This window comes from Pseudomonas sp. E315 (genome assembly GCF_055406205.1).
Window position 1 is genome coordinate 258,266 of the sequence record NZ_JBUZPJ010000005.1, and the last position, 19,597, is coordinate 277,862.

The following is a 19,597-nucleotide window of genomic DNA, read 5'->3' on the forward strand; positions in this document are numbered from 1 at the left end:
CGTACTGGCAGTTTTAAACCATGTCTGTATTCACGCCCCTGGCTCGTCATGAGCTGGAAACTTTTCTTGCGCCTTACGGGCTCGGCCGCCTGCTCGATTTTCAGGGGATTGCCGCTGGCAGCGAAAATACCAACTACTTCATCAGCCTGGAGCAAGGTGAATGTGTGCTCACGCTGGTAGAGCGCGGCCCGATCAAGGAAATGCCGTTCTTTATTGAGCTGCTGGATGTGCTGCACGACGCCGACTTACCCGTGCCATTTGCATTGCGCACCCAGGACGGCCAAGCCCTGCGTGAACTCAAAGGCAAGCCAGCGCTGCTGCAACCTCGCCTGGCGGGCAAACACATTCGTGTCGCCAATGCTCAACACTGCGCGCAGGTGGGTGAGCTGCTGGGCCATTTGCACACCGCTACGCGTGACAAGGTATTGGAACGCAAAACGGATCGCGGCCTGGACTGGATGCTGGCTGAAGGCCCAGGGTTAATGGCCGACCTGCAGCCCGCTGCTGCTGAGTTGCTGCAAAAGGCGCTGAATGAAATCACTGAGCGCAAAGCACAGATTCTGGCGTTGCCACGAGCCAACCTGCACGGCGATTTATTCCGTGATAACGCGATGTTTGAAGGCACGCACCTGACCGGGCTGATCGACTTTTACAACGCCTGCTCCGGGCCAATGCTGTACGACGTGGCCATTGCGCTCAATGACTGGTGTGCCGACGATGATGGCCTGATTGACGCGCCGCGCGCCCGCGCGCTGTTAGGCGCTTATGCCGCGCTGCGCCCGTTCACAGCCAGCGAGGCCGAATTGTGGCCAACCTTGCTGCGCGTGGCCTGTGTACGGTTCTGGCTGTCGCGTCTGATTGCAGCCAAATCGTTTGCTGGGCAAGACGTGCTGATTCATGATCCGCGTGAGTTTGAAACGCGTCTAGCGGCACATCAGGTGGTCAGCATCCAACTGCCGTTCGCGCTTTAGACACTACCAACACTGTAGTCGCTGCCGAAGGCTGCGATAGGCGGCACAGCGGCACCGGGCCGGATCGCAGCCTCTGACAGCGACTACAGACATGTGACTACAAGCTTTCCAGACAACCCGCCAAGTCATTGCCCAGCTTCTCCAGCAGTTGCTCATAACCTTGTGCTGTTGCCGGGGTGTAACCGCCAAGGGCATCCAGCTCTGCCAATTTAACCGGCATGCCAGCAGTCAAGGTTTCAGCCAGGCGTGGACGCAGTGGCGGGTCGCTGAACACACACGTCTTGCCGACCTCCTGCAAACGCTTGCGCATGGCCGCCACGTGTTGAGCCCCCGGCTGCACTTCAGTGGCCACGCTGAACACGCCTGCATGTTTGAGCCCATAAGCGCTCTCGAAGTAGTCATAACCTTCGTGGAAGACAAAAAACGGCTTGTCGGCAATCCCCGCCAAGCGCGCCTTCAGGCGTGCGTCCAGTGCGTCCAGTCGCTCATTAAAGGCCTTCAGGTTGGCTTGGTACTTTGCTGCATTGGCCGGGTCTTTTTCACTTAAATCAGTCGCCATTTTGGCCGCGATCACCCGCGCATTGGCAGGCGCCAGCCACAAGTGCGCATCTAGCGTACCGGGGCGATGATCGTGATCATGTTCGGCTGCGTCCTCTTCATGCTCATGGGAATGGCTGTCTTCGCCGAAATGGCGCAACTGCAAGCCCGGCAGGGTTTGCACCACAACCGAAGGCAGGGTGCGGGTTTTAATCACCCGAGGCATAAAACCTTCCATGTCCGGGCCGATCCAGTACAGCAGGTCAGCCGATTGAACACGCCGTACGTCGGATGGGCGCAGCGCGTAGTTATGCGGGGAGGCTCCAGGCGGTAAAAGCACCTCGGGTTTGCCCACTCCGTCCTGCACAGCCGCTGCAATCAGCTGCAAGGGTTTGATGCTGGTCAGCACATTAACCTCGGCTCGAACCGGGCTAATCACCAACAAACTGGCGGACAACGCAATAAAAATCGCAAAAAGACGGGGCACGATGAGCACTCAGGGTGGCTGAAACGGGTAACATAATAACGTCTCTCTCAAAAATCGTCGCTATCCATGCCTATAACACCGTTAGCCAGCCGTCCTCACGATCACTCTCATTGCGTCCACACCGCGCTGACTGAGGCGGATGTTTTGTGTGCGCAAAAGGGGCTGCGCCTGACCGCACTGCGCCGGCGAGTGCTTGAGCTGGTGTGGCAAAGCCATAAACCGCTGGGTGCTTACGACATTCTGGCAGTGCTGAGCGAGCAGGACGGCCGTCGCGCCGCGCCACCTACCGTTTATCGGGCGCTGGATTTTCTGCTCGAAAATGGTCTGGTGCATCGCATTGCATCACTCAATGCCTTTATTGGCTGTAGCCACCCGGAACACGCCCATCAAGGGCAGTTCCTGATTTGCCGCAACTGCCACGCGGCCATTGAGCTTGAGCAAAAATCCATCAGCGATGCCATTGTCAGCAGCGCGCTCGATGTGGGCTTTACTGTCGAGGGCCAGACCGTCGAAGTGGTCGGTTTGTGCTCGGGTTGCCGGGAGGCTTGATGAGCGCTGCGTTAATTCGTCTTCAACAGGTCTGCGTGACCTTTGCCGGGCAAAACGTGCTCGACAACATTGAGCTAAGTGTCGAGCCGGGCCAGATCGTGACCCTGATCGGCCCTAATGGCGCGGGCAAAACCACGCTGGTCAAAGCGGTTCTCGGACTGCTCAAACCCACCAGCGGCAGCGTGTGGCGCAAGCCCAAACTGCGCGTGGGTTATATGCCGCAAAAGTTACACGTTGACCCGACGCTGCCACTGTCGGTATTGCGCTTTTTGCGCTTGGTGCCGGGAGTCGACCGCGCTCAAGCCCTTGCAGCGCTCAAAGAAGTCGGCGCCGAAAGGGTCATCGACAGCCCCGTACAAAGTGTTTCTGGCGGTGAAATGCAGCGCGTATTGCTGGCGCGCGCACTCTTACGCAAACCAGAACTGCTGGTGCTCGACGAGCCAGTCCAAGGCGTCGATGTGGCCGGGCAAGCTGAGCTGTACAGCCTGATCACTCGCTTGCGCGACCGCCACGGCTGTGGAGTGCTAATGGTTTCGCACGACTTACACCTGGTGATGAGCACCACTGACCAAGTGGTCTGCCTTAACCGCCATGTGTGCTGTTCAGGGCACCCTGAACACGTCAGCGGCGACCCGGCATTCGTCGAGCTATTCGGCAAAAACGCGCAAAGTCTGGCGATTTATCACCACCATCACGACCACGCCCATGACCTGCATGGCTCGGTGGTCAGCGACGACGTCTCAACGCCACCCGTTCACGTTCATGGAGAAGGCTGCAAGCATGGCTGATTTTCTGTTTTACGCCCTGCTGGCAGGCTTGGCTTTGGCAGTGGTTGCAGGACCACTGGGCTCGTTCGTGGTTTGGCGACGAATGGCTTATTTCGGCGACACGCTGTCGCATGCTGCCTTATTGGGCGTGGCACTGGGGTTCTTGCTGGATGTCAGCCCCGCCATTGCCGTGACCGTGGGCTGCCTGTTACTGGCGGTGTTGTTGGTCACCTTGCAACAACGCCAACCACTGGCATCTGACACATTGCTCGGAATTCTCGCGCCCAGCACCTTGTCCCTCGGGCTGGTCGTACTAAGCTTCATGCATGAAGTACGAATCGACCTCATGGCCTACCTGTTTGGCGACCTGTTGGCGATCAGCCCCACAGACCTGATGTGGATCATCGGCGGCAGTGCAGCGGTTTTGGCTTTGTTGGTTGCACTGTGGCGGCCATTACTGGCGATTACCGTGCATGAAGAGTTGGCCACGGTTGAAGGCTTGCCGGTCGCGGCCTTGCGCATGACGCTGATGCTGCTGATTGCCGTGGTGATTGCCGTAGCGATGAAAATCGTCGGTGTGCTGCTAATTACTTCGCTGCTGATCATCCCCGCAGCCGCAGCCCAACGCCATGCCCGCTCACCCGAGCAAATGGCGCTGGGAGCAAGTGTATTGGGGATGCTGGCCGTGTGTGGTGGCCTCGCACTGTCATGGTTCAAGGACACACCCGCGGGGCCATCGATTGTAGTGTGTGCCGCCGCACTGTTTTTGCTGAGTTTTGTTCTGCCCCGTCGAGGGGTGTAGACTTGCTCGTTTTTTGCGCACTTAGAGAGCCGCAGGAATGAAGCTGTTTAATTTCCGTTATTTGCTCCTCGCCGCATTTTGCTTGCTGCTGGGCGCCTGCCAAAGTACGCCAACTGCCGACCAGCTCGCGCAGCAACAGCGTGCAGCGGCCATCGCACAGCTGGAGCAAAACCTGGCCAGTAGCGAACTCGCAACCGCCGAAGATCAATTAGCCGCCTTGCAGGCGCAAACGCCCGATGACCCGCAACTGGTGCAATACCAGCGTCAACTGGCGGAAGCCTACTTGCAGCGCAGCCAAATCGTGTTGCAAAAAGGTGATGTCAACGCCGCCGCAAACGCGCTAAGCCGTGCTCGGGCGTTGATGCCCAAAGCCCCAGCCCTGACCGGCGGGGTCAACAGCGCCATTGCTCACGCACGTAAGGCCGAACTGGACGCCGCAGAAGCTGCCCTCAAGGCTGCAGAAGCCCGCCCACCTGCCAAGGTGATCGACCCAACAGCCCAAAGCACGACTGTGACGCTAAACATCGCCGATATTGCAAAACTTCGACGCCAACTTGACCTTATCGCGCAGGACATTGTGAACTATCAGTGCGCGGTTAGCGTGCAAGTGCCCCGCACGGCCGATTACCCCTGGCTGTCCACGCTGATCAGCAAACGGGTGAAAAAGCTCAACCCTGAATTTGATCTCAAGCTTGAGCGTCAAATCATTCGCACCGTGCCTGCTCAAATGGTTCTGATTCCGAGCAAGCCTTGATGTGAAGCGCCCGCAGGAGCAGCCTTGCGCAGCTCCTGCGGGCTTACTCGCTAACCTGGTTAAGCCGGTATTGCTTTGGCCTTAGGCTCTCGCGCCCACACCCGATGCTGCCCCATCGCGGCAAAGAACCCTTTCACATCCTTGGCGTCCTTGATTGCCAGCAAACCTTCATCTGCCTGCAAATGCAGCACATCCAACAATTGCTTGGCTTCGCCGTGCAGCGCAATCGCCTTCAGGTGCTTGTAGGCCTCAAGCACGTAATGCAAAGCGACCCCGTCACCCCTCAACACTTGGATCGATGCGGCCCCACCGGGCACATAAACCGCGTCAAAAACGACTGATGGCATGCCTTCCATCGAAGCGTCCACCGGCAGCAATTTGCCATCTTTAGTTTTGACTGGCGCTGATGTCGGCCCCAAAAGCTTGGCGTGCGCGCCTTCTGCGCGCAAAGCCTGTTTTAAGGCATCAATGGCAGCACCATCGACGCCGTTAGCAGCCAAAATCGCAACTTTGCGGGTTTTGATATTGCCTGGTAGCAGGTTGGCCTGACTCAAAGCAGCAGACGCCTTAGTGCTGATCTCACGAACGGCCACGGTTCCCGAGGTGGGGGTGGGCAGCCCCAAGTTTTCAGCCACGCGCTTGGCCAACGTGAGGTCAATGTTGGCAAGAATCTCGTTCACTTGGCGCGCACGAATGTGTTCGCGCTCGACCTTGCCCAGCTCAAAGCTGTACGCCGCAATGATGTGCTCTTGCTCGTGCTTGCTCATGCTGTTGAAGAACAACCGTGCTTGCGAGAAGTGGTCGCTGAACGAGTCGCTGCGCTGACGAATTTTATTTGCGTCAATGCGCTCCGGGCAGCTCTCAAAGCCGCCATCTTGCGCTGCGGGAGGTGTTTCTTTCGGCCAGCCTCCATCAATCGAGTTGGGCTCGTAAGACGCCCGCCCTTTGTGAATGGTGCTGCGGTGTTGAGCGTCGCGCTGATTATTGTGAAACGGCGCCACAGGTCGATTGATGGGGATTTCGTGGAAATTAGGCCCCCCAAGACGACTGATCTGTGTATCGGTGTACGAGAACAGGCGCCCTTGCAGCAGCGGGTCATTGGAAAAGTCGATGCCCGGCACGATATGGCCGGGGCAAAAAGCTACTTGTTCGGTTTCAGCAAAGAAGTTGTCCGGGTTGCGATTGAGCACCATCTTGCCCAGAGGTGTAATCGGTACCAGCTCTTCGGGAATGAGTTTGGTTGGGTCAAGAATGTCGAAGTCGAAATTATGCTCATCTTCTTCAGCAATGATCTGTACGCCCAGTTCCCACTCCGGGTAATCGCCCGTTTCAATAGCCTCCCACAGATCACGACGGTGGAAATCCGTGTCTTTGCCTGCCAGCTTTTGCGCCTCATCCCAAACCAGCGAACAGGTGCCTGCGCTTGGACGCCAATGGAATTTTACGAACCTGGATTTGCCCTCGGCATCGACCAGCCGAAACGTATGCACGCCAAAGCCCTGCATGCTGCGAAGACTTTTGGGGATAGCCCGGTCAGACATTGCCCAAATGACCATGTGCGCAGATTCCGGCACCAGGGATACAAAGTCCCAGAAGGTGTCGTGGGCCGAACCGCCGGTGGGTATTTCGTTATGGGGTTCAGGTTTTACCGCATGCACGAAGTCAGGAAATTTGATCGCGTCCTGAATGAAAAAGACCGGCATATTATTGCCAACCAAATCGAAGTTGCCTTCATCGGTAAAAAACTTCACAGCAAAACCGCGCACGTCTCGCACCGTGTCCCCTGAACCTCGCGGCCCCTGCACGGTTGAAAAACGAACGAACACTGGGGTTTTCTTACTCGGATCCTGTAAAAACCCCGCCTTGGTCAGCGCGCTGTGCCGCTCGTAAGTCTGAAAGTAACCGTGAGCGCCCGTCCCGCGCGCGTGAACGATGCGTTCAGGAATGCGTTCATGGTCAAAGTGCGTGATTTTCTCGCGCATGATGAAGTCTTCAAGCAACGAAGGGCCTCTAGCACCCGCTTTGAGCGTGTTTTGATTGTCAGCAATCTTCACGCCCTGATTGGTGCGCAACGCCTGCTCAGTAGCGTCATCACGAAAGATTTCCAGGCTGTCTAATTTGACGTTTCGGTTACCACGATCCAAGGTGTCGGTGCCGGCCATCTGGCTCTTGTTCGAAGACGGTTTTTTAGTACTCATCAGACTAAACTCCTTGTTGGCAAAAGCCCGTCATGCGGGCGTCTTGGACAAATGTCCCCAGCGGGACTTGAGCAGCTTTAGTACTGACTTGGAGCGTTTGCAGGCGTTCCTTTTTTATGACCTCTAGTCGTCTTATCGCCAAATCAAAGGTTCAGTCGCAAATAAATACTAAGAACCTCTATACGGACAGGCTAAAATGCGCGCCCGGCTATCCGCTGATCTTTTTTTTACGCGCCTCACAAGGTCCGCTACGTGATTGAGTTTCATAACGTTCATAAAACTTACCGGGTTGCCGGTAAGGACATCCCCGCGTTGCACTCCACCAGTTTGCGTGTTGAGAGCGGCCAGGTATTCGGCCTGATCGGCCACTCCGGCGCGGGCAAAAGTACATTGCTGCGTCTGATCAACCGCCTCGAAACCCCGAGCGGCGGCAAAATTATCGTCGACAACGAAGACGTGACCGCGATGGATGCCAACGGCTTGCGACGTTTGCGTCAGCAAGTCGGCATGATCTTCCAGCACTTCAACCTGCTGGCCTCCAAGACGGTCGCCGATAACGTTGCGCTGCCGCTGACACTGGCCGGTGAACTGTCCCGCAGTGAAATCAATCTGCGTGTTGCCGAGTTGCTCGCGCGGGTGGGTTTGTCTGATCACGCCAAAAAGTATCCGGCTCAGCTCTCTGGCGGCCAAAAACAGCGTGTGGGCATTGCCCGCGCCTTGGCCACCAAGCCCAAAGTACTGCTGTGCGACGAAGCCACCAGCGCGCTCGACCCCCAAACCACTGCCTCGGTATTGCAACTGCTGGCTGAGATCAACCGCGAGTTAAAACTCACCATCGTGCTTATCACCCACGAGATGGATGTAATCCGCCGCGTGTGCGACGAAGTGGCCGTGATGGACGCGGGCCAGATCGTCGAGCAAGGCCCTGTGGCCGAAGTGTTCTTGCACCCCAAGCACCCGACCACCAAGCGCTTTGTGCAAGAAGACGAGCAAGTTGATGAGAGCGAGCAACGCGACGACTTTGCTCATGTGCCAGGCCGCATCGTACGCCTGACATTCCAGGGCGAATCAACCTACGCGCCATTACTGGGGACTATCGCCCGTGAAACGGGTGTGGACTACAGCATTCTGGCCGGTCGCATCGACCGCATCAAAGACACCCCTTATGGGCAATTAACCCTCGCCATCACCGGTGGCGATATGGAAGCAGCTTTCGCGCGCTTCATCGCGGCTGACGTACATATGGAGGTGCTGCGCTAATGGAACTCTTCTTGAGCTTCTTCTCCAACATCGACTGGCCAGAAATCTGGCTAGCCACGGGCGACACACTCATGATGCTCGGTGGCTCGCTGTTGTTCACCGTCTTGCTGGGTTTGCCGCTGGGGGTTTTGCTGTTTCTGTGCAGCCCACGTCAGCTGCTTGAACATAAAAGCCTCTATACCGTGCTGGCGCTGGTGGTAAACATCTTGCGCTCAGTGCCGTTCATCATCCTGTTAGTCGTAATGATGCCCGTCACGGTGATCATCGCAGGCACCTCGCTCGGTGTTGCCGGGGCTATTCCGCCCTTGGTGGTGGGTGCAACTCCATTCTTTGCGCGGCTGGTAGAAACCGCTTTGCGTGAAGTGGATCGCGGCATTATCGAAGCGACTCAGGCAATGGGCGCCTCCACGCGTCAAATTATTACCAATGCGTTGTTGCCCGAAGCACGCCCCGGCATTCTTGCGGCCATTACAGTCACCGCCATTGCGTTGGTGGGCTATACCGCCATGGCCGGTGTGGTCGGAGCTGGCGGCTTGGGCGACTTGGCCATTCGCTTCGGTTATCAGCGCTTCCAGCCTGACGTAATGGTTGTGACAGTGGTAGTCCTGCTGATTATGGTGCAAATTCTGCAAACCTTCGGCGACCGACTGGTAGCGCACTTCTCGCACAACTAAGTGCAAACACTGATTAATAAACGTAACCGCCAGCCCAAGGCTGGCATCAGGAGTTGCTGAATGAAGAAGTTATTTGCTGCTGTGGCCGCTGTTGCGGCGTTTTCGGCCCACGCGGGCGATCTGTCGGTGGCGGCCACTCCGGTACCACACGCTGAAATCCTGGAATTCGTGAAACCGGCGCTGGCCAAAGAGGGCGTTAACCTCAAGGTCAAAGTGTTTACCGACTACATTCAGCCGAACGTACAGGTCGCAGAAAAGCGTCTGGACGCGAACTTCTTCCAGCATCAGCCGTATCTCGATGAGTTCAACAAGGCCAAGGGCACCCACCTGATCAGCGTTGCCAGCGTTCACCTTGAGCCGCTGGGTGCTTACGCCAGCAAATACAAAAAACTGGATGAGCTGCCAACGGGCGCCACTGTCGTGATCCCCAACGATGCCACCAACGGCGGTCGTGCGCTGTTACTGCTGGACAAAGCGGGGCTGATCAAGCTCAAGGACTCGACCAACATTCTGTCGACGCCAAAAGACATCGTTGAAAACACCAAAGGCCTGAAATTCCGCGAACTGGAAGCGGCAACAATTCCACGCGTGCTGACTCAGGTTGATCTGGCGCTGATCAACACCAACTACGCGCTGGAAGCCAAACTGAACCCGGAAAAAGACGCGCTGGTTATTGAAGGCAGCGACTCGCCTTACGTGAACATTCTGGTGGCTCGCCCGGACGACAAAGATTCGGACGACATGAAAAAACTGATTGCTGCACTGCACACACCTGAAGTGAAAGCATTCATTAACGAGAAATACAAAGGCGCCATCATCCCGGCGTTCTGATTGCGCTAATAACGCTACACGGGGGCTGCCTGATTTAACGTCGGCTGCGCCCCCGGACGCGTCAACTGTCACACAGACTGTGCTTTTCGTAGGAGCTGCCAAGGCACGAAGGCTGCGATCGAGTGCGCAGCAGTCGCAAAGCTGACAGCCTCCTACGGGGCTTGTTGTTACTTCCTCTCTACCAACCCCGGCAACTGGGCAACCATCTTTTGGTTGTTGAACGGTGCGCGGATGAAACCTCGCTGTGTGCCGTCCGGGCCGATCAAGGCCAAGTTACCGCTGTGATCAACGGTGTAATTCGGTTTGCTGGTGTCTGCCGGGATAAACGGAATGCTCACCGCATTGGCCAAGGTTTGCAGCTCATCAATCGAGCCAGGCGTCAGGCCTACAAACTGCGGGTCAAAGTACCCCAAGTACTGCTTGAGCTGCTGTGGCGTATCGCGATTTGGGTCAACGCTGATCAACACAATTTGCAGTTTGTCCTGCACATCCTTGGGCAGCTCGCTTTTGATCTGACGCAGTTGGGCGAGGGTGGTCGGGCAGATGTCGGGGCAGAAGGTGTAGCCGAAAAACAGCAGGCTCCATTTGTCTTTAAGCTCATTCATCACCACCGGCTGACCGTCCTGATTGGCCATGGTCACATCAGGTAACTGGCGGCTTTGTGGCAGCAGAATAATCCCCGCGTCAATCAGCGCCGTATTGTCGCCCTGGCTTTTGCTCGACATGATTTTGTTAAACGTCAGGCCCATGACCAACGCCACCAGCGCGACAAGGATATAGACGGTTTTTTGAGTTTTAGTCATAGGTTCAACGCTAAGTAGTGATCAAGAAGCAACGCGATAAACAGCAGGAACAAGTAATAAATAGAGTACTTGAAGGTGTTGATCGCAGCGTGCGGCGCAGTGCCACGGTACAGCACCCACGCCCAATGCAGAAAGCGTGCGCCCAACCCTAGCGCACAGGCCAGATAGAGCAAGCCGCTCATGCGGATCACAAACGGCAGCAAACTCACCGCCAGCAAGGCAAAGGTGTACAGCAAGATATGGATTTTGGTGTAGTGCTCGCCGTGGGTCACCGGCAGCATCGGGATATCCGCCTTGGCGTATTCCTCTTTGCGATGAATGGCCAGCGCCCAAAAGTGCGGCGGGGTCCACGCGAAGATAATCAGCACCAACAATAAGGGCTCGGCACTGACATGCCCGGTCACCGCCACCCAGCCCAATAAAGGCGGCGCAGCACCCGCCAGCCCCCCAATGACAATATTTTGCGGCGTTGCCCGCTTCAAAAAACCGGTGTAAATCACCGCATAACCCAACAAAGACGCCAGCGTCAGCCACGCAGCCAGCGGGTTGGTGAACACCAACAATAACGCCAACCCTGCCACCGCCAGCAACATGGCGAATGACAGCGCAGCCACAGGTGTCACGCGCCCCTGCGCCAGCGGGCGCTTGTGAGTACGTGCCATTAGCGTATCAATGCGGCGGTCTACCACATGATTGACCGCCGCCGCGCCCCCGGCACACAGGCCAATCCCAAGGTTGCCGAAGATCAGTACTGTCCAAGGCACCCCGGCGCGGGTGGCCAAGAACATGCCCACCAGCGAAGTAATCAGCATCAAGACCACGACTTTAGGTTTGGTCAGTTCCAGATAGTCACGCCATAACGCCTGACGAGGACGCTCGCCGATCAAGGTCGCCATGGCAGTTCTCCTTTTAAGGTGACGGGGCTGGGCGTGTAGCCTCGCGGGCTCAATCGCCAACGGGACAAGCGGGGGGCTTTAACCCGCACTAACGCAGTGCGGGCGTGATAATTGACCAGCACCAGCGTCAGCAACAACACGGCGCCGCCTGCGTTATGCGCCACCGCAACAGCCAGCGGTAAGCCGAACAGCACATTACTGATCCCCAAACTGATTTGAGCGGCCAATGCCAGCAGCAGTAAACCCGCCAGGCGCGTCATGCCCACTTTGCGCAACTGCCAAGCTAACCCCAGCAAGACCAGCGTCAGCAGCACAGCCCCCAAGCGGTGCGTGAGGTGAATCGCGGTGCGCGCCTCACTGTCCAATTGGCCACCCAAGTAATTAGGGCCAATGTGCTGCGACAGGTGAAAACCATTGGCGAAGTCGGCTTGTGGCCACCATTGGCCGTGACAGGTGGGTAAATCGACGCAGGCCACGGCTGCGTAGTTAGAACTGACCCAGCCGCCCAGCGCAATTTGCACAATCGCCAACACCAGCCCCGCCGTGGCCCAGCGCTGCAAGCGCCGCGGCACCGCGAGGGCGGGCAACACACCCGACAAGCGCAAGGTCAGCAGAAACAACAGGCTCAAGGTGGCAAATCCGCCCAGCAAGTGGCCGGTGACCACCTGCGGCCACAATTTAAGCGTCACGGTCCACATGCCAAAAGCAGCTTGGGCCACCACCACCAGCAAGATAAACATGGGCAACTTGAATGGCTGATCCGCCAACCGGCGCTGCCGCCAGGCCCGCGCTGCCAGCACCAGAATCAACAGCCCCAAGGTGCCCGCGAAGTAACGGTGCACCATTTCACTCCAGCCTTTGGCCGCCTCTACAGGCGCGTCGGGAAAGTGCCGCTCAGCATGGGCCAACTGCGCCTCACTCTGCGGCACACTGATAAAGCCGTAACAACCCGGCCAATCGGGGCAACCCAACCCGGCATGGGTCAGCCGGGTGTAAGCACCGAGCAACACCACCACCAGCGCCAACAAAGTGGCAAGCAACGCGAGGCGAAATCCAGCTTTGGCCATGACTGTGCCCTTATCCGATGTTGGACAGTTTGAGCAGGTGACGCAGGTCGTTGAGCACATCCTTGCCCTTGACCCCAGGGTCGTAGCGCAGCACCAAATTGCCGTGCGGGTCGATGATCCACAGGTGCACGCCGTCATTCCCCTGAATGGTTTGGGTGTAGGCGGGCACGTCCAGCGAATAACGCTGTAACTGCGGGTATTCGCGTTGCAGCTTGGCGGCGTACTCCGCTTGCAGCGGCTGTGCGCTGGCCAATGCGTGGGTGGCCCGCGAAGCATCTCGGCCCAGGCCGATTTGAATTTGCCGCGCCAAATACACCAACTGCTGGCAGTCCGCCGGGCAGGCTTGCGGGGCTGTCACCAGCAATTGCCAGCGCTGTTCTTCGGCCTGCACGCCAAGCGCCGCACGACTCAGGCCATTGCCAATCATCACACCGTGATAACTGCGGCTCTCGGGCACCCAAAATTTGAGCTTGTACATGCCCGTGGCCAGCACCATCGGGCCGATGGTCAGCAGCAAGATAAGCACCAGTTGCAGGCGCCCGCGCCGTCGTGTGGACGGGTCGATACGACGCGCGGTGTCATGCGGATTGATGGCCGTGCCCATGGCGTTTCTCCTTGGCGTGGTGCCAACCGAAATATAAATACAAACCGAACAACGCCAGCGCCATCGCAAACCATTGCACGGCATAGGCAGTGTGTTTTTCAGGCCCCATGCCTGCGGCGATCACTGGCCAATCAGCCTCGTAAGCTGCCGGGCCTGGCTGGATGCGCACCTCATCAGCAAAGCCTTCGCGCCCCAGTTCAGCCCATAACGTGGCTGGCACCACAGCGGTCAACAGACGTGGCCAATCGCTCGTCACGGGGTCTGCATGCAGTTGAAAAGCGGCACCCGGCGACTCATACACCCACCCCTGAACCTCAAGCATTTGCGCTGGCGTGCTGAACACCGGTGCAGTGCGCCGATCCGGCCAAGGCAGCCAGCCGCGATTGAGTAACAGCCATTGACCGCTGGCTTGATCCTGAAAAGGTTGCAGCAACTCAACACCGACCTTGCCGTCACGCAGGCGGTTGTCCAGCAGCACGCTGTGTTGCGCATCAAGATGGCCACGTAACTGCACCCGTCGAAACGCGGGGGCGCGGGCAGTGCGCAGTTGCTCGGCAGTCAGTGGCGCGGCAATGCGGCGCTCGGCATAGCTGTCGAGCAACACGCGCTTGTGTTCGCTGCGGCTGAGCTGCCAAAAGCCCAAAAAGACCAACAACGGTAGCAACGCAAACACCACCAGCGTGGGCACAAGGCCTGGGTTAAAGCGCGTCATACGCGCAGACCTGGTGCCGGGAATTCAGTCGCTATACTTATTTTCATCGCGCCTGCCCCGGAGTTACCTCATGTTGAAAGCAGCCATTGTCTTGATGCTGATCGCCACCGTGATCAGCTTGTTCAGTGGCCTGTTCTTTTTGCTCAAAGACCAAGGGCACTCCAACCGCCTGGTCATCGCCTTGAGCGTGCGCGTCACATTTGCCGTCATCACCCTCGCGTTAATCAGTTGGGGCTTTTACAGCGGCCAACTGGTGTCTTCAGTGCCGTGGTAAACCGCGCTACAGCACGTAAACGAAGACAAACAAACCGACCCACACCACATCCACAAAGTGCCAGTACCAAGTGGCAGCTTCAAAGCCAAACTGGTGTTCGGCATTGAAGTGCCCGCGCATCACCCGAACGAACATCACCAGCAAAATCAATGTGCCAATGGTTACGTGCGCCCCGTGAAAACCGGTCAGCATGAAGAAGGTCGCGCCATATACGCCAGAGCCCAGCGTGAGCCCCAGTTCTTGGTAGGCGTGAATGTATTCCTCTGCCTGAAACCCCAAAAACGCCATGCCCAGCAACACGGTCAGCCCTAGCCAAACCTTCAGCGCACCGCGATGGCCCTTATTCAGTGCGTGGTGAGCAATGGTGACGGTCACGCTGGAACTGACCAGCAACACGGTATTGAGCAGCGGCAAACCCCACGGGCTAATGATGCCTTTGGGCGGCGGGTACAGTGCGGGGTCGGGCGTGTGCAGCAACGGCCACGTGAACTCAAAGTTAGGCCACAGCATGTGCGCCACTGCCTTGCTGCCTTCGCCTCCAAGCCACGGGCCAGACAGGTTTCTGACATAAAAAAGAGCGCCGAAAAACGCGATAAAGAACATCACCTCCGAAAAAATGAACCACGTCATGCCCCAGCGAAACGAGCGATCAAGCTGCGGACTGTACAGCCCGGCCCGGCTCTCTTTGATCACCGCGCCGAACCAACCAAACAACATGTACGCCAACACCAGGCTGCCAGCAAAAAAGATCAACGGGCCATGGGACTCAGGCCGCGCTGCTTTTAAGTCGTTAAACCACATGCCCAAGCCGTACACCGTGACCAACAGCCCCACTGTGGCAATGATCGGCCACTTGCTTTGCGCCGGGACGTAGTAGTGATCGTGAGTTGCCATGGAGCGTTCTCCTTATCGGGCAAGCCGGTTAGCGTCCTTGCCAGCGTTGGCGACGACGGGCGGTTGGCGAGCAGTGATATCGAACAGCGTGTAGGCCAGCGTCAGGTGTTTCACATCCTTGGGCATGTCGCGGTCAACGATAAAACGCATCGGCATTTCGATACGCTCGCCCGGCTGCAACATTTGCTGGGTGAAGCAAAAACATTCGGTCTTGTGGAAATACTGAGCCGCTTGGGCGGGCGAAATACTGGGCACTGCCTGCGCCGTCATAGGGTGATCCGAAGGGTTAAATGCCACAAAGACCATCTCGTTAACGGCCCCCGGATTAACCTCTAACTGATCCCCCTTGGGCCTAAATTCCCACACCATATCGATGGCATTGGTGGCTAAAAACTGCACCCGCACCTTGCGGTTTTGGTCGACCACTTGCTCGCCTTCGTATTGCCCCGCGGTCTTGCCGTTAATGCCGAAGGCTTTGCACATCACGTCATAAATCGGCACCAACGCAAAACCAAAGGCGAACATCACCACCACCAGCAGCAGCAAGCGCATGACGAGGCGTTTTATTGATCTCGACTCAGCCATGCGCGCCTCCAACCCTGTAGCCGCTGCCGCAGGCTGCGATAACGACAGCAGGACGATCCCTGAACACGCGTCCGCTTCGCGGGCGATTGCAGCCTGCGGCAGCGACTAAAAAGAACGAGGTGTTCATTTGATCTGCGGCGGTGTGGTGAAGGTGTGATAAGGCGCGGGCGAGGGCACGCTCCATTCCAGACCTTCTGCACCGTCCCACGGTTTGGCGGGCGCTTTCGGGCCGCCGCGAATGCACTTGATGACGATAAACAGGAACAAAAGCTGCGTAGTGCCGAACATGAACCCGCCAATCGAGGACACCATGTTGAAGTCAGCAAATTGCAGGTTGTAGTCCGGAATCCGACGGGGCATGCCTGCCAGACCCACAAAGTGCATCGGGAAAAAAGTGAGGTTCATGCCCACGAACGACAGCCAAAAATGCAGCTTGCCGAGGGTTTCGTCGTACATGTGGCCCGTCCATTTCGGCAGCCAGTAATAGGTCGAAGCGAAGATCCCGAAGATCGCACCCGGCACCAGCACGTAGTGGAAGTGCGCCACCACAAAGTAAGTGTCGTGGTATTGGAAGTCCGCCGGGGCAATGGCCAGCATCAACCCGGAAAACCCGCCGATGGTAAACAAAATCACGAAGGCCACGGCAAACAGCATGGGAGTTTCAAACGTCAACGAGCCTTGCCACATGGTGCTGGCCCAGTTGAACACCTTGACCCCGGTCGGCACTGCGATCAGCAGCGTGGCGTACATGAAAAACAGCTCGCCGACCAAGGGAATCCCCACCACAAACATGTGGTGCGCCCAAACGATAAACGACAAGAACGCGATACTCGCCGTGGCGTAGACCATCGAGGTGTAGCCAAACAGCGGCTTGCGCGAAAAAGTAGGAATGATCGCGCTGATAGCCCCGAAGGCCGGCAGGATCATGATGTACACCTCGGGGTGACCGAAGAACCAGAACACATGCTGGAACAGCACCGGGTCACCGCCGCCTGCCGCACTGAAGAAGCTGGTGCCGAAGTGAATATCCATCAGCATCATGGTTACCACACCCGCCAGCACCGGCATCACTGCAATCAGCAAAAAGGCGGTGATCAGCCACGTCCACACGAACAGCGGCATTTTCATCAGCGTCATGCCCGGCGCACGCAAGTTGAGGATGGTCGCAATCACGTTGATCGCGCCCATGATCGAACTTATGCCCATCAAATGAATAGCAAAAATAAAATAGGTCACGCTTTCGGGCGCATACGTCGTCGACAGCGGCGCATAAAACGTCCAGCCGAAATTCGGCCCGCCCCCGGCCATAAACAGTGTCGACACCAGCAACAAAAAGGCGGCTGGCAGTAGCCAGAAACTGAAGTTGTTCATACGCGGCAGGGCCATGTCTGGCGCGCCAATCATCAGTGGAATCATCCAGTTGGCCAGCCCGACAAAGGCCGGCATCACCGCCCCAAACACCATGATTAACCCGTGCATGGTGGTCATTTGGTTGAAGAACGCAGGTTCCACAATCTGCAAGCCGGGCTGAAACAGTTCGGCGCGAATCACCATCGCGAACGAGCCGCCCAGCAAGAACATGCAGAAGCTGAACCACAGATACATCGTGCCAATGTCTTTGTGGTTGGTGGTCAGTACCCAACGCATCAGGCCTTTGGCCGGGCCGTGCGCGTGATCATCCGCATGCCCGTGGTCATCAATAACAGCACTCATGTTCTGACTCCTGCAAACGGATGGACCCACAGGCCGGTCACACACGGCCCCCGGTGATTGCTCCTAACCAAGCGGCTCATTTGCCTTGCGCCTGTTTGAGCGCCAGCACGTCTTTAGGGGTCACCATGTCGCCTTTGTTATTGCCCCACGCATTGCGCTCGTAAGTCACTACAGCGGCGATATCAACTTCCGACAGCTGTTTGCCAAAAGCCGCCATCGCCGTGCCCGGTTTGCCGAAGTACACCCGATCCAAGTGGTCGGCAATCGGGCCAGTGGCAATGGGTGAACCTTTGAGGGCCGGGAACATCGGCGGCAAGCCTTGGCCTTCGGGCTGGTGACAAGCCACACAGGCGGTGTGATACACCTTGTCGCCACGGGCCACGAGTTCGTCCAGCGTCCAGTCTTTGCTGGTCAGCTCCTTGAGCTGCGCGGCCTGGGCCTTGCGCTCGGTGAGCCAGGCTTCGTAATCGGGCTTGGTTTTAACGTCAACCACAATGGGCATAAACCCATGGTCTTTGCCGCACAGCTCAGCGCATTGGCCGCGATAGATGCCGGGCTTCTCAACGCGGGTCCAGGCTTCGTTGATAAAACCTGGGATTGCATCGCGTTTGACGGCAAAGGCAGGCACCCACCACGAGTGGATAACGTCAGCCGAGGTCACCAAAAACCGGACTTTTGCGCCAATTGGCAACACCAGCGGTTCATCGACCTCAAGCAGGTAATGTTCACCTTTGGGCGCCTGATTTCGTATTTGGTCGGTGGGCGTGGCCAAGTTGCTGAAAAATTCAACATCCTGCCCCAAGTACTTGTAGTGCCACTTCCATTGATAGCCGGTGACCTGAATATCAACATCCGACTCACTGCTGTCGTAGATATTGATCAGGGTTTTGGTGGCAGGAACGGCCATCGCAATGAGGATAAGCAAGGGCACCACCGTCCAGAGGATCTCGACCGTGGTGCTTTCATGGAACTTGGCAGCTTGTTGGCCCGTGGAGCGCCGGTGAACGATCATCGACCAGAACATGGCACCGAAGACGATGATGCCGATGACCACGCAGATCCAGAAGATGGTCATGTGCAGGTCAAACACTGCATGACTGACTTCAGTCGCGCCCGGCGTCATGTTCACGGTCCAAGCCGCTTGAGCCTGACTGAATACAGACCACAACAGCAGGCCCATCCATAGGTGTGGATGTCGCTTCATTGCGGGTTCCCCTTTATTTTTCTTGTTATTGCGCCGGTTTACACCTGCGTTACAAGGGGGCGGTTTTCAAACCAGTGAACCTTGACCGCCGAGCCTCGTCTGCTCAGGCAGTCGGGCGTCATCAGAAAACGTTTACAAAAACGAGTATAGACAGCCACTCAAAGCCCGCAATGCAATTGCCTAAAACAGCCAAATCGGCCCTCATCGACAAATGGCACTCACAGCTTCGTTACAAAATGAATGACAATACCGCCCCGGAAAAACACCTTCGGCCTCGATGAAGGCTACTTTGTAAGCTCTTCCTTCTTGTTTAGCTTCCCCCTGGAGTTCCCATGAACACCGCCGCCTTACGCGAGCAGATCCTGCGTGCCCAACAACATGAGGCTGAGACGGGCTTGCTCGCCCGCCATCTGGCCGTTCAACTGCCTCACCTTCACGCCACCATTGAACTCGCCGATGAAGACCGCAACAGCGTGATGACACGCTTTGTCAGTGCCTACATCGAGCAGGTGCCCGATTTGCTCGATGCCGCCAATGATGTTGCTCGCGAAGCGGGAATTGAGTCGCAAATCAAACCGGTACTGAAAATCGCCGAGCAGTTTTTCGCTCAGCCGCCGGCCCTGATTAACGGGCACATCGGGCTCGAAGGTCTGCTGGATGAAGCCTATCTGGCACATCGATTGGTGGAAGAGGTCAACGATCTCTACATCAAGCACTTCCAGCAGCCGCTGATCCCGCTGGACACCACCGTGGCCAACCTGATTGCCCACCAATTGATCGGTGAAACCTTCGCCAATCAGCTGGACGAGGCCGTGCACCATGCTGTGGATGAAATGCTCGATGACGACAGCTTTGCGCTGGAGTCGGTAGAAGCCTACCGCGATCGTCTGACCAGCCCCGAGACAGGCGCCGCGTGGAAGCGCTGGCCGTGCCTGTCCAAGCAGTTGGGCGTTAGCCTGGCGGTGTAACACGCCGCACTGCTCACTTGCTCGCGATGCAAACGACTCGGCTTACT

Annotated in this window: 21 protein-coding genes; 10 read left to right on the forward strand and 11 right to left on the reverse strand. The window is 57.2% G+C overall.

Annotation, left to right across the window (positions count from 1 at the left end; translation table 11 throughout):
• The first annotated feature begins 20 nt into the window (after window positions 1-20).
• Complete coding sequence (locus ACZRJQ_RS10120; RefSeq protein ID WP_463978216.1) at window positions 21-971, forward strand: homoserine kinase; 951 nt, start codon at window positions 21-23, stop codon at window positions 969-971.
• Window positions 972-1,068: 97 nt separating this feature from the next.
• On the opposite strand, the gene znuA is transcribed toward ACZRJQ_RS10120, so the two are convergent.
• Complete coding sequence (znuA, locus tag ACZRJQ_RS10125) at window positions 1,069-1,995, reverse strand: zinc ABC transporter substrate-binding protein ZnuA (protein WP_463978217.1); 927 nt, start codon at window positions 1,993-1,995, stop codon at window positions 1,069-1,071.
• Between the two features lie 66 nt (window positions 1,996-2,061).
• Here znuA and zur point away from each other — a divergent pair, with 66 nt between their 5' ends.
• Genes zur through ACZRJQ_RS10145 form a run of 4 tightly spaced genes read left to right on the forward strand, consistent with a single transcriptional unit; the run spans window position 2,062 to window position 4,867 of the window.
• Window positions 2,062-2,544: a zinc uptake transcriptional repressor Zur gene (zur, locus tag ACZRJQ_RS10130; RefSeq protein WP_463978218.1), complete on the forward strand. Its 483-nt coding sequence runs from the start codon at window positions 2,062-2,064 to the stop codon at window positions 2,542-2,544.
• On the forward strand, window positions 2,544-3,332 hold the full coding sequence (gene znuC / locus ACZRJQ_RS10135) for a zinc ABC transporter ATP-binding protein ZnuC (protein WP_463978219.1): 789 nt from the start codon (window positions 2,544-2,546) through the stop codon (window positions 3,330-3,332). Before zur ends, znuC begins: the two co-directional genes overlap by 1 nt.
• Window positions 3,325-4,113, forward strand: a complete 789-nt coding sequence (gene znuB / locus ACZRJQ_RS10140) for a zinc ABC transporter permease subunit ZnuB (RefSeq protein WP_463978220.1) — start codon at window positions 3,325-3,327, stop codon at window positions 4,111-4,113. Before znuC ends, znuB begins: the two co-directional genes overlap by 8 nt.
• Window positions 4,114-4,150: 37 nt before the next feature.
• The gene (locus tag ACZRJQ_RS10145; protein WP_463978221.1) at window positions 4,151-4,867 is read left to right on the forward strand and encodes a PA5502 family lipoprotein; all 717 of its coding nucleotides are present in this window, start codon (window positions 4,151-4,153) and stop codon (window positions 4,865-4,867) included.
• 59 nt (window positions 4,868-4,926) lie between these two features.
• Here the strand turns inward: ACZRJQ_RS10145 and katE are convergent, their stop codons facing one another.
• Window positions 4,927-7,065, reverse strand: a complete 2,139-nt coding sequence (katE, locus tag ACZRJQ_RS10150; protein WP_463978222.1) for a catalase HPII — start codon at window positions 7,063-7,065, stop codon at window positions 4,927-4,929.
• A 252-nt stretch (window positions 7,066-7,317) separates the two neighbouring features.
• On the opposite strand from katE, the gene ACZRJQ_RS10155 reads away from it, so the two are divergent.
• From ACZRJQ_RS10155 to ACZRJQ_RS10165, 3 genes are read left to right on the forward strand one after another with little or no spacing between them, the layout of a single operon-like run.
• Window positions 7,318-8,325 (forward strand): methionine ABC transporter ATP-binding protein, encoded by a 1,008-nt coding sequence (locus ACZRJQ_RS10155; protein ID WP_463978223.1) that lies wholly within the window; start codon window positions 7,318-7,320, stop codon window positions 8,323-8,325.
• Window positions 8,325-8,999, forward strand: a complete 675-nt coding sequence (locus tag ACZRJQ_RS10160; protein WP_463978224.1) for a methionine ABC transporter permease — start codon at window positions 8,325-8,327, stop codon at window positions 8,997-8,999. The genes ACZRJQ_RS10155 and ACZRJQ_RS10160 overlap by 1 nt, the downstream gene beginning before the upstream one ends.
• A gap of 60 nt (window positions 9,000-9,059) precedes the next feature.
• Window positions 9,060-9,830 (forward strand): MetQ/NlpA family ABC transporter substrate-binding protein, encoded by a 771-nt coding sequence (locus tag ACZRJQ_RS10165; RefSeq protein WP_463978225.1) that lies wholly within the window; start codon window positions 9,060-9,062, stop codon window positions 9,828-9,830.
• 167 nt (window positions 9,831-9,997) lie between these two features.
• Here ACZRJQ_RS10165 and ACZRJQ_RS10170 read toward each other — a convergent pair whose 3' ends face one another.
• The 5 genes from ACZRJQ_RS10170 to ACZRJQ_RS10190 are packed head-to-tail and all read right to left on the reverse strand — an operon-like array spanning window position 9,998 to window position 13,912.
• Window positions 9,998-10,633: an SCO family protein gene (locus ACZRJQ_RS10170; RefSeq protein WP_463978226.1), complete on the reverse strand. Its 636-nt coding sequence runs from the start codon at window positions 10,631-10,633 to the stop codon at window positions 9,998-10,000.
• Window positions 10,630-11,529: a heme o synthase gene (gene cyoE / locus ACZRJQ_RS10175; protein WP_463978227.1), complete on the reverse strand. Its 900-nt coding sequence runs from the start codon at window positions 11,527-11,529 to the stop codon at window positions 10,630-10,632. Before cyoE ends, ACZRJQ_RS10170 begins: the two co-directional genes overlap by 4 nt.
• On the reverse strand, window positions 11,517-12,596 hold the full coding sequence (locus ACZRJQ_RS10180; RefSeq protein WP_463978228.1) for a COX15/CtaA family protein: 1,080 nt from the start codon (window positions 12,594-12,596) through the stop codon (window positions 11,517-11,519). Before ACZRJQ_RS10180 ends, cyoE begins: the two co-directional genes overlap by 13 nt.
• A 10-nt stretch (window positions 12,597-12,606) precedes the next feature.
• Window positions 12,607-13,200 (reverse strand): hypothetical protein, encoded by a 594-nt coding sequence (locus ACZRJQ_RS10185; protein WP_463978229.1) that lies wholly within the window; start codon window positions 13,198-13,200, stop codon window positions 12,607-12,609.
• Window positions 13,175-13,912, reverse strand: coding sequence for an SURF1 family protein (locus ACZRJQ_RS10190; protein WP_463978230.1), 738 nt, complete (start codon window positions 13,910-13,912; stop codon window positions 13,175-13,177). The genes ACZRJQ_RS10185 and ACZRJQ_RS10190 overlap by 26 nt, the downstream gene beginning before the upstream one ends.
• A 70-nt stretch (window positions 13,913-13,982) precedes the next feature.
• On the opposite strand from ACZRJQ_RS10190, the gene ACZRJQ_RS10195 reads away from it, so the two are divergent.
• Window positions 13,983-14,186 (forward strand): twin transmembrane helix small protein, encoded by a 204-nt coding sequence (locus tag ACZRJQ_RS10195; protein WP_463978231.1) that lies wholly within the window; start codon window positions 13,983-13,985, stop codon window positions 14,184-14,186.
• A 6-nt stretch (window positions 14,187-14,192) separates the two neighbouring features.
• Here the strand turns inward: ACZRJQ_RS10195 and ACZRJQ_RS10200 are convergent, their stop codons facing one another.
• From ACZRJQ_RS10200 to coxB, 4 genes are all read right to left on the reverse strand, one after another.
• Entirely contained in the window at window positions 14,193-15,080 is an 888-nt protein-coding gene (locus ACZRJQ_RS10200; RefSeq protein WP_463978232.1) for a cytochrome c oxidase subunit 3, read from the reverse strand.
• A 12-nt stretch (window positions 15,081-15,092) separates the two neighbouring features.
• Window positions 15,093-15,665 carry a cytochrome c oxidase assembly protein gene (locus ACZRJQ_RS10205; RefSeq protein WP_463978233.1) on the reverse strand — a complete coding sequence of 191 codons (573 nt, stop codon included), beginning with the start codon at window positions 15,663-15,665 and terminating at the stop codon, window positions 15,093-15,095.
• A 123-nt stretch (window positions 15,666-15,788) separates the two neighbouring features.
• Window positions 15,789-17,378 carry a cytochrome c oxidase subunit I gene (gene ctaD / locus ACZRJQ_RS10210; protein ID WP_463978234.1) on the reverse strand — a complete coding sequence of 530 codons (1,590 nt, stop codon included), beginning with the start codon at window positions 17,376-17,378 and terminating at the stop codon, window positions 15,789-15,791.
• 76 nt (window positions 17,379-17,454) lie between these two features.
• Window positions 17,455-18,582: a cytochrome c oxidase subunit II gene (gene coxB, locus ACZRJQ_RS10215; RefSeq protein ID WP_463978235.1), complete on the reverse strand. Its 1,128-nt coding sequence runs from the start codon at window positions 18,580-18,582 to the stop codon at window positions 17,455-17,457.
• Window positions 18,583-18,914: 332 nt separating this feature from the next.
• Here coxB and ACZRJQ_RS10220 point away from each other — a divergent pair, with 332 nt between their 5' ends.
• On the forward strand, window positions 18,915-19,550 hold the full coding sequence (locus ACZRJQ_RS10220; RefSeq protein ID WP_463978236.1) for a hypothetical protein: 636 nt from the start codon (window positions 18,915-18,917) through the stop codon (window positions 19,548-19,550).
• Window positions 19,551-19,597: the final 47 nt, after the last annotated feature.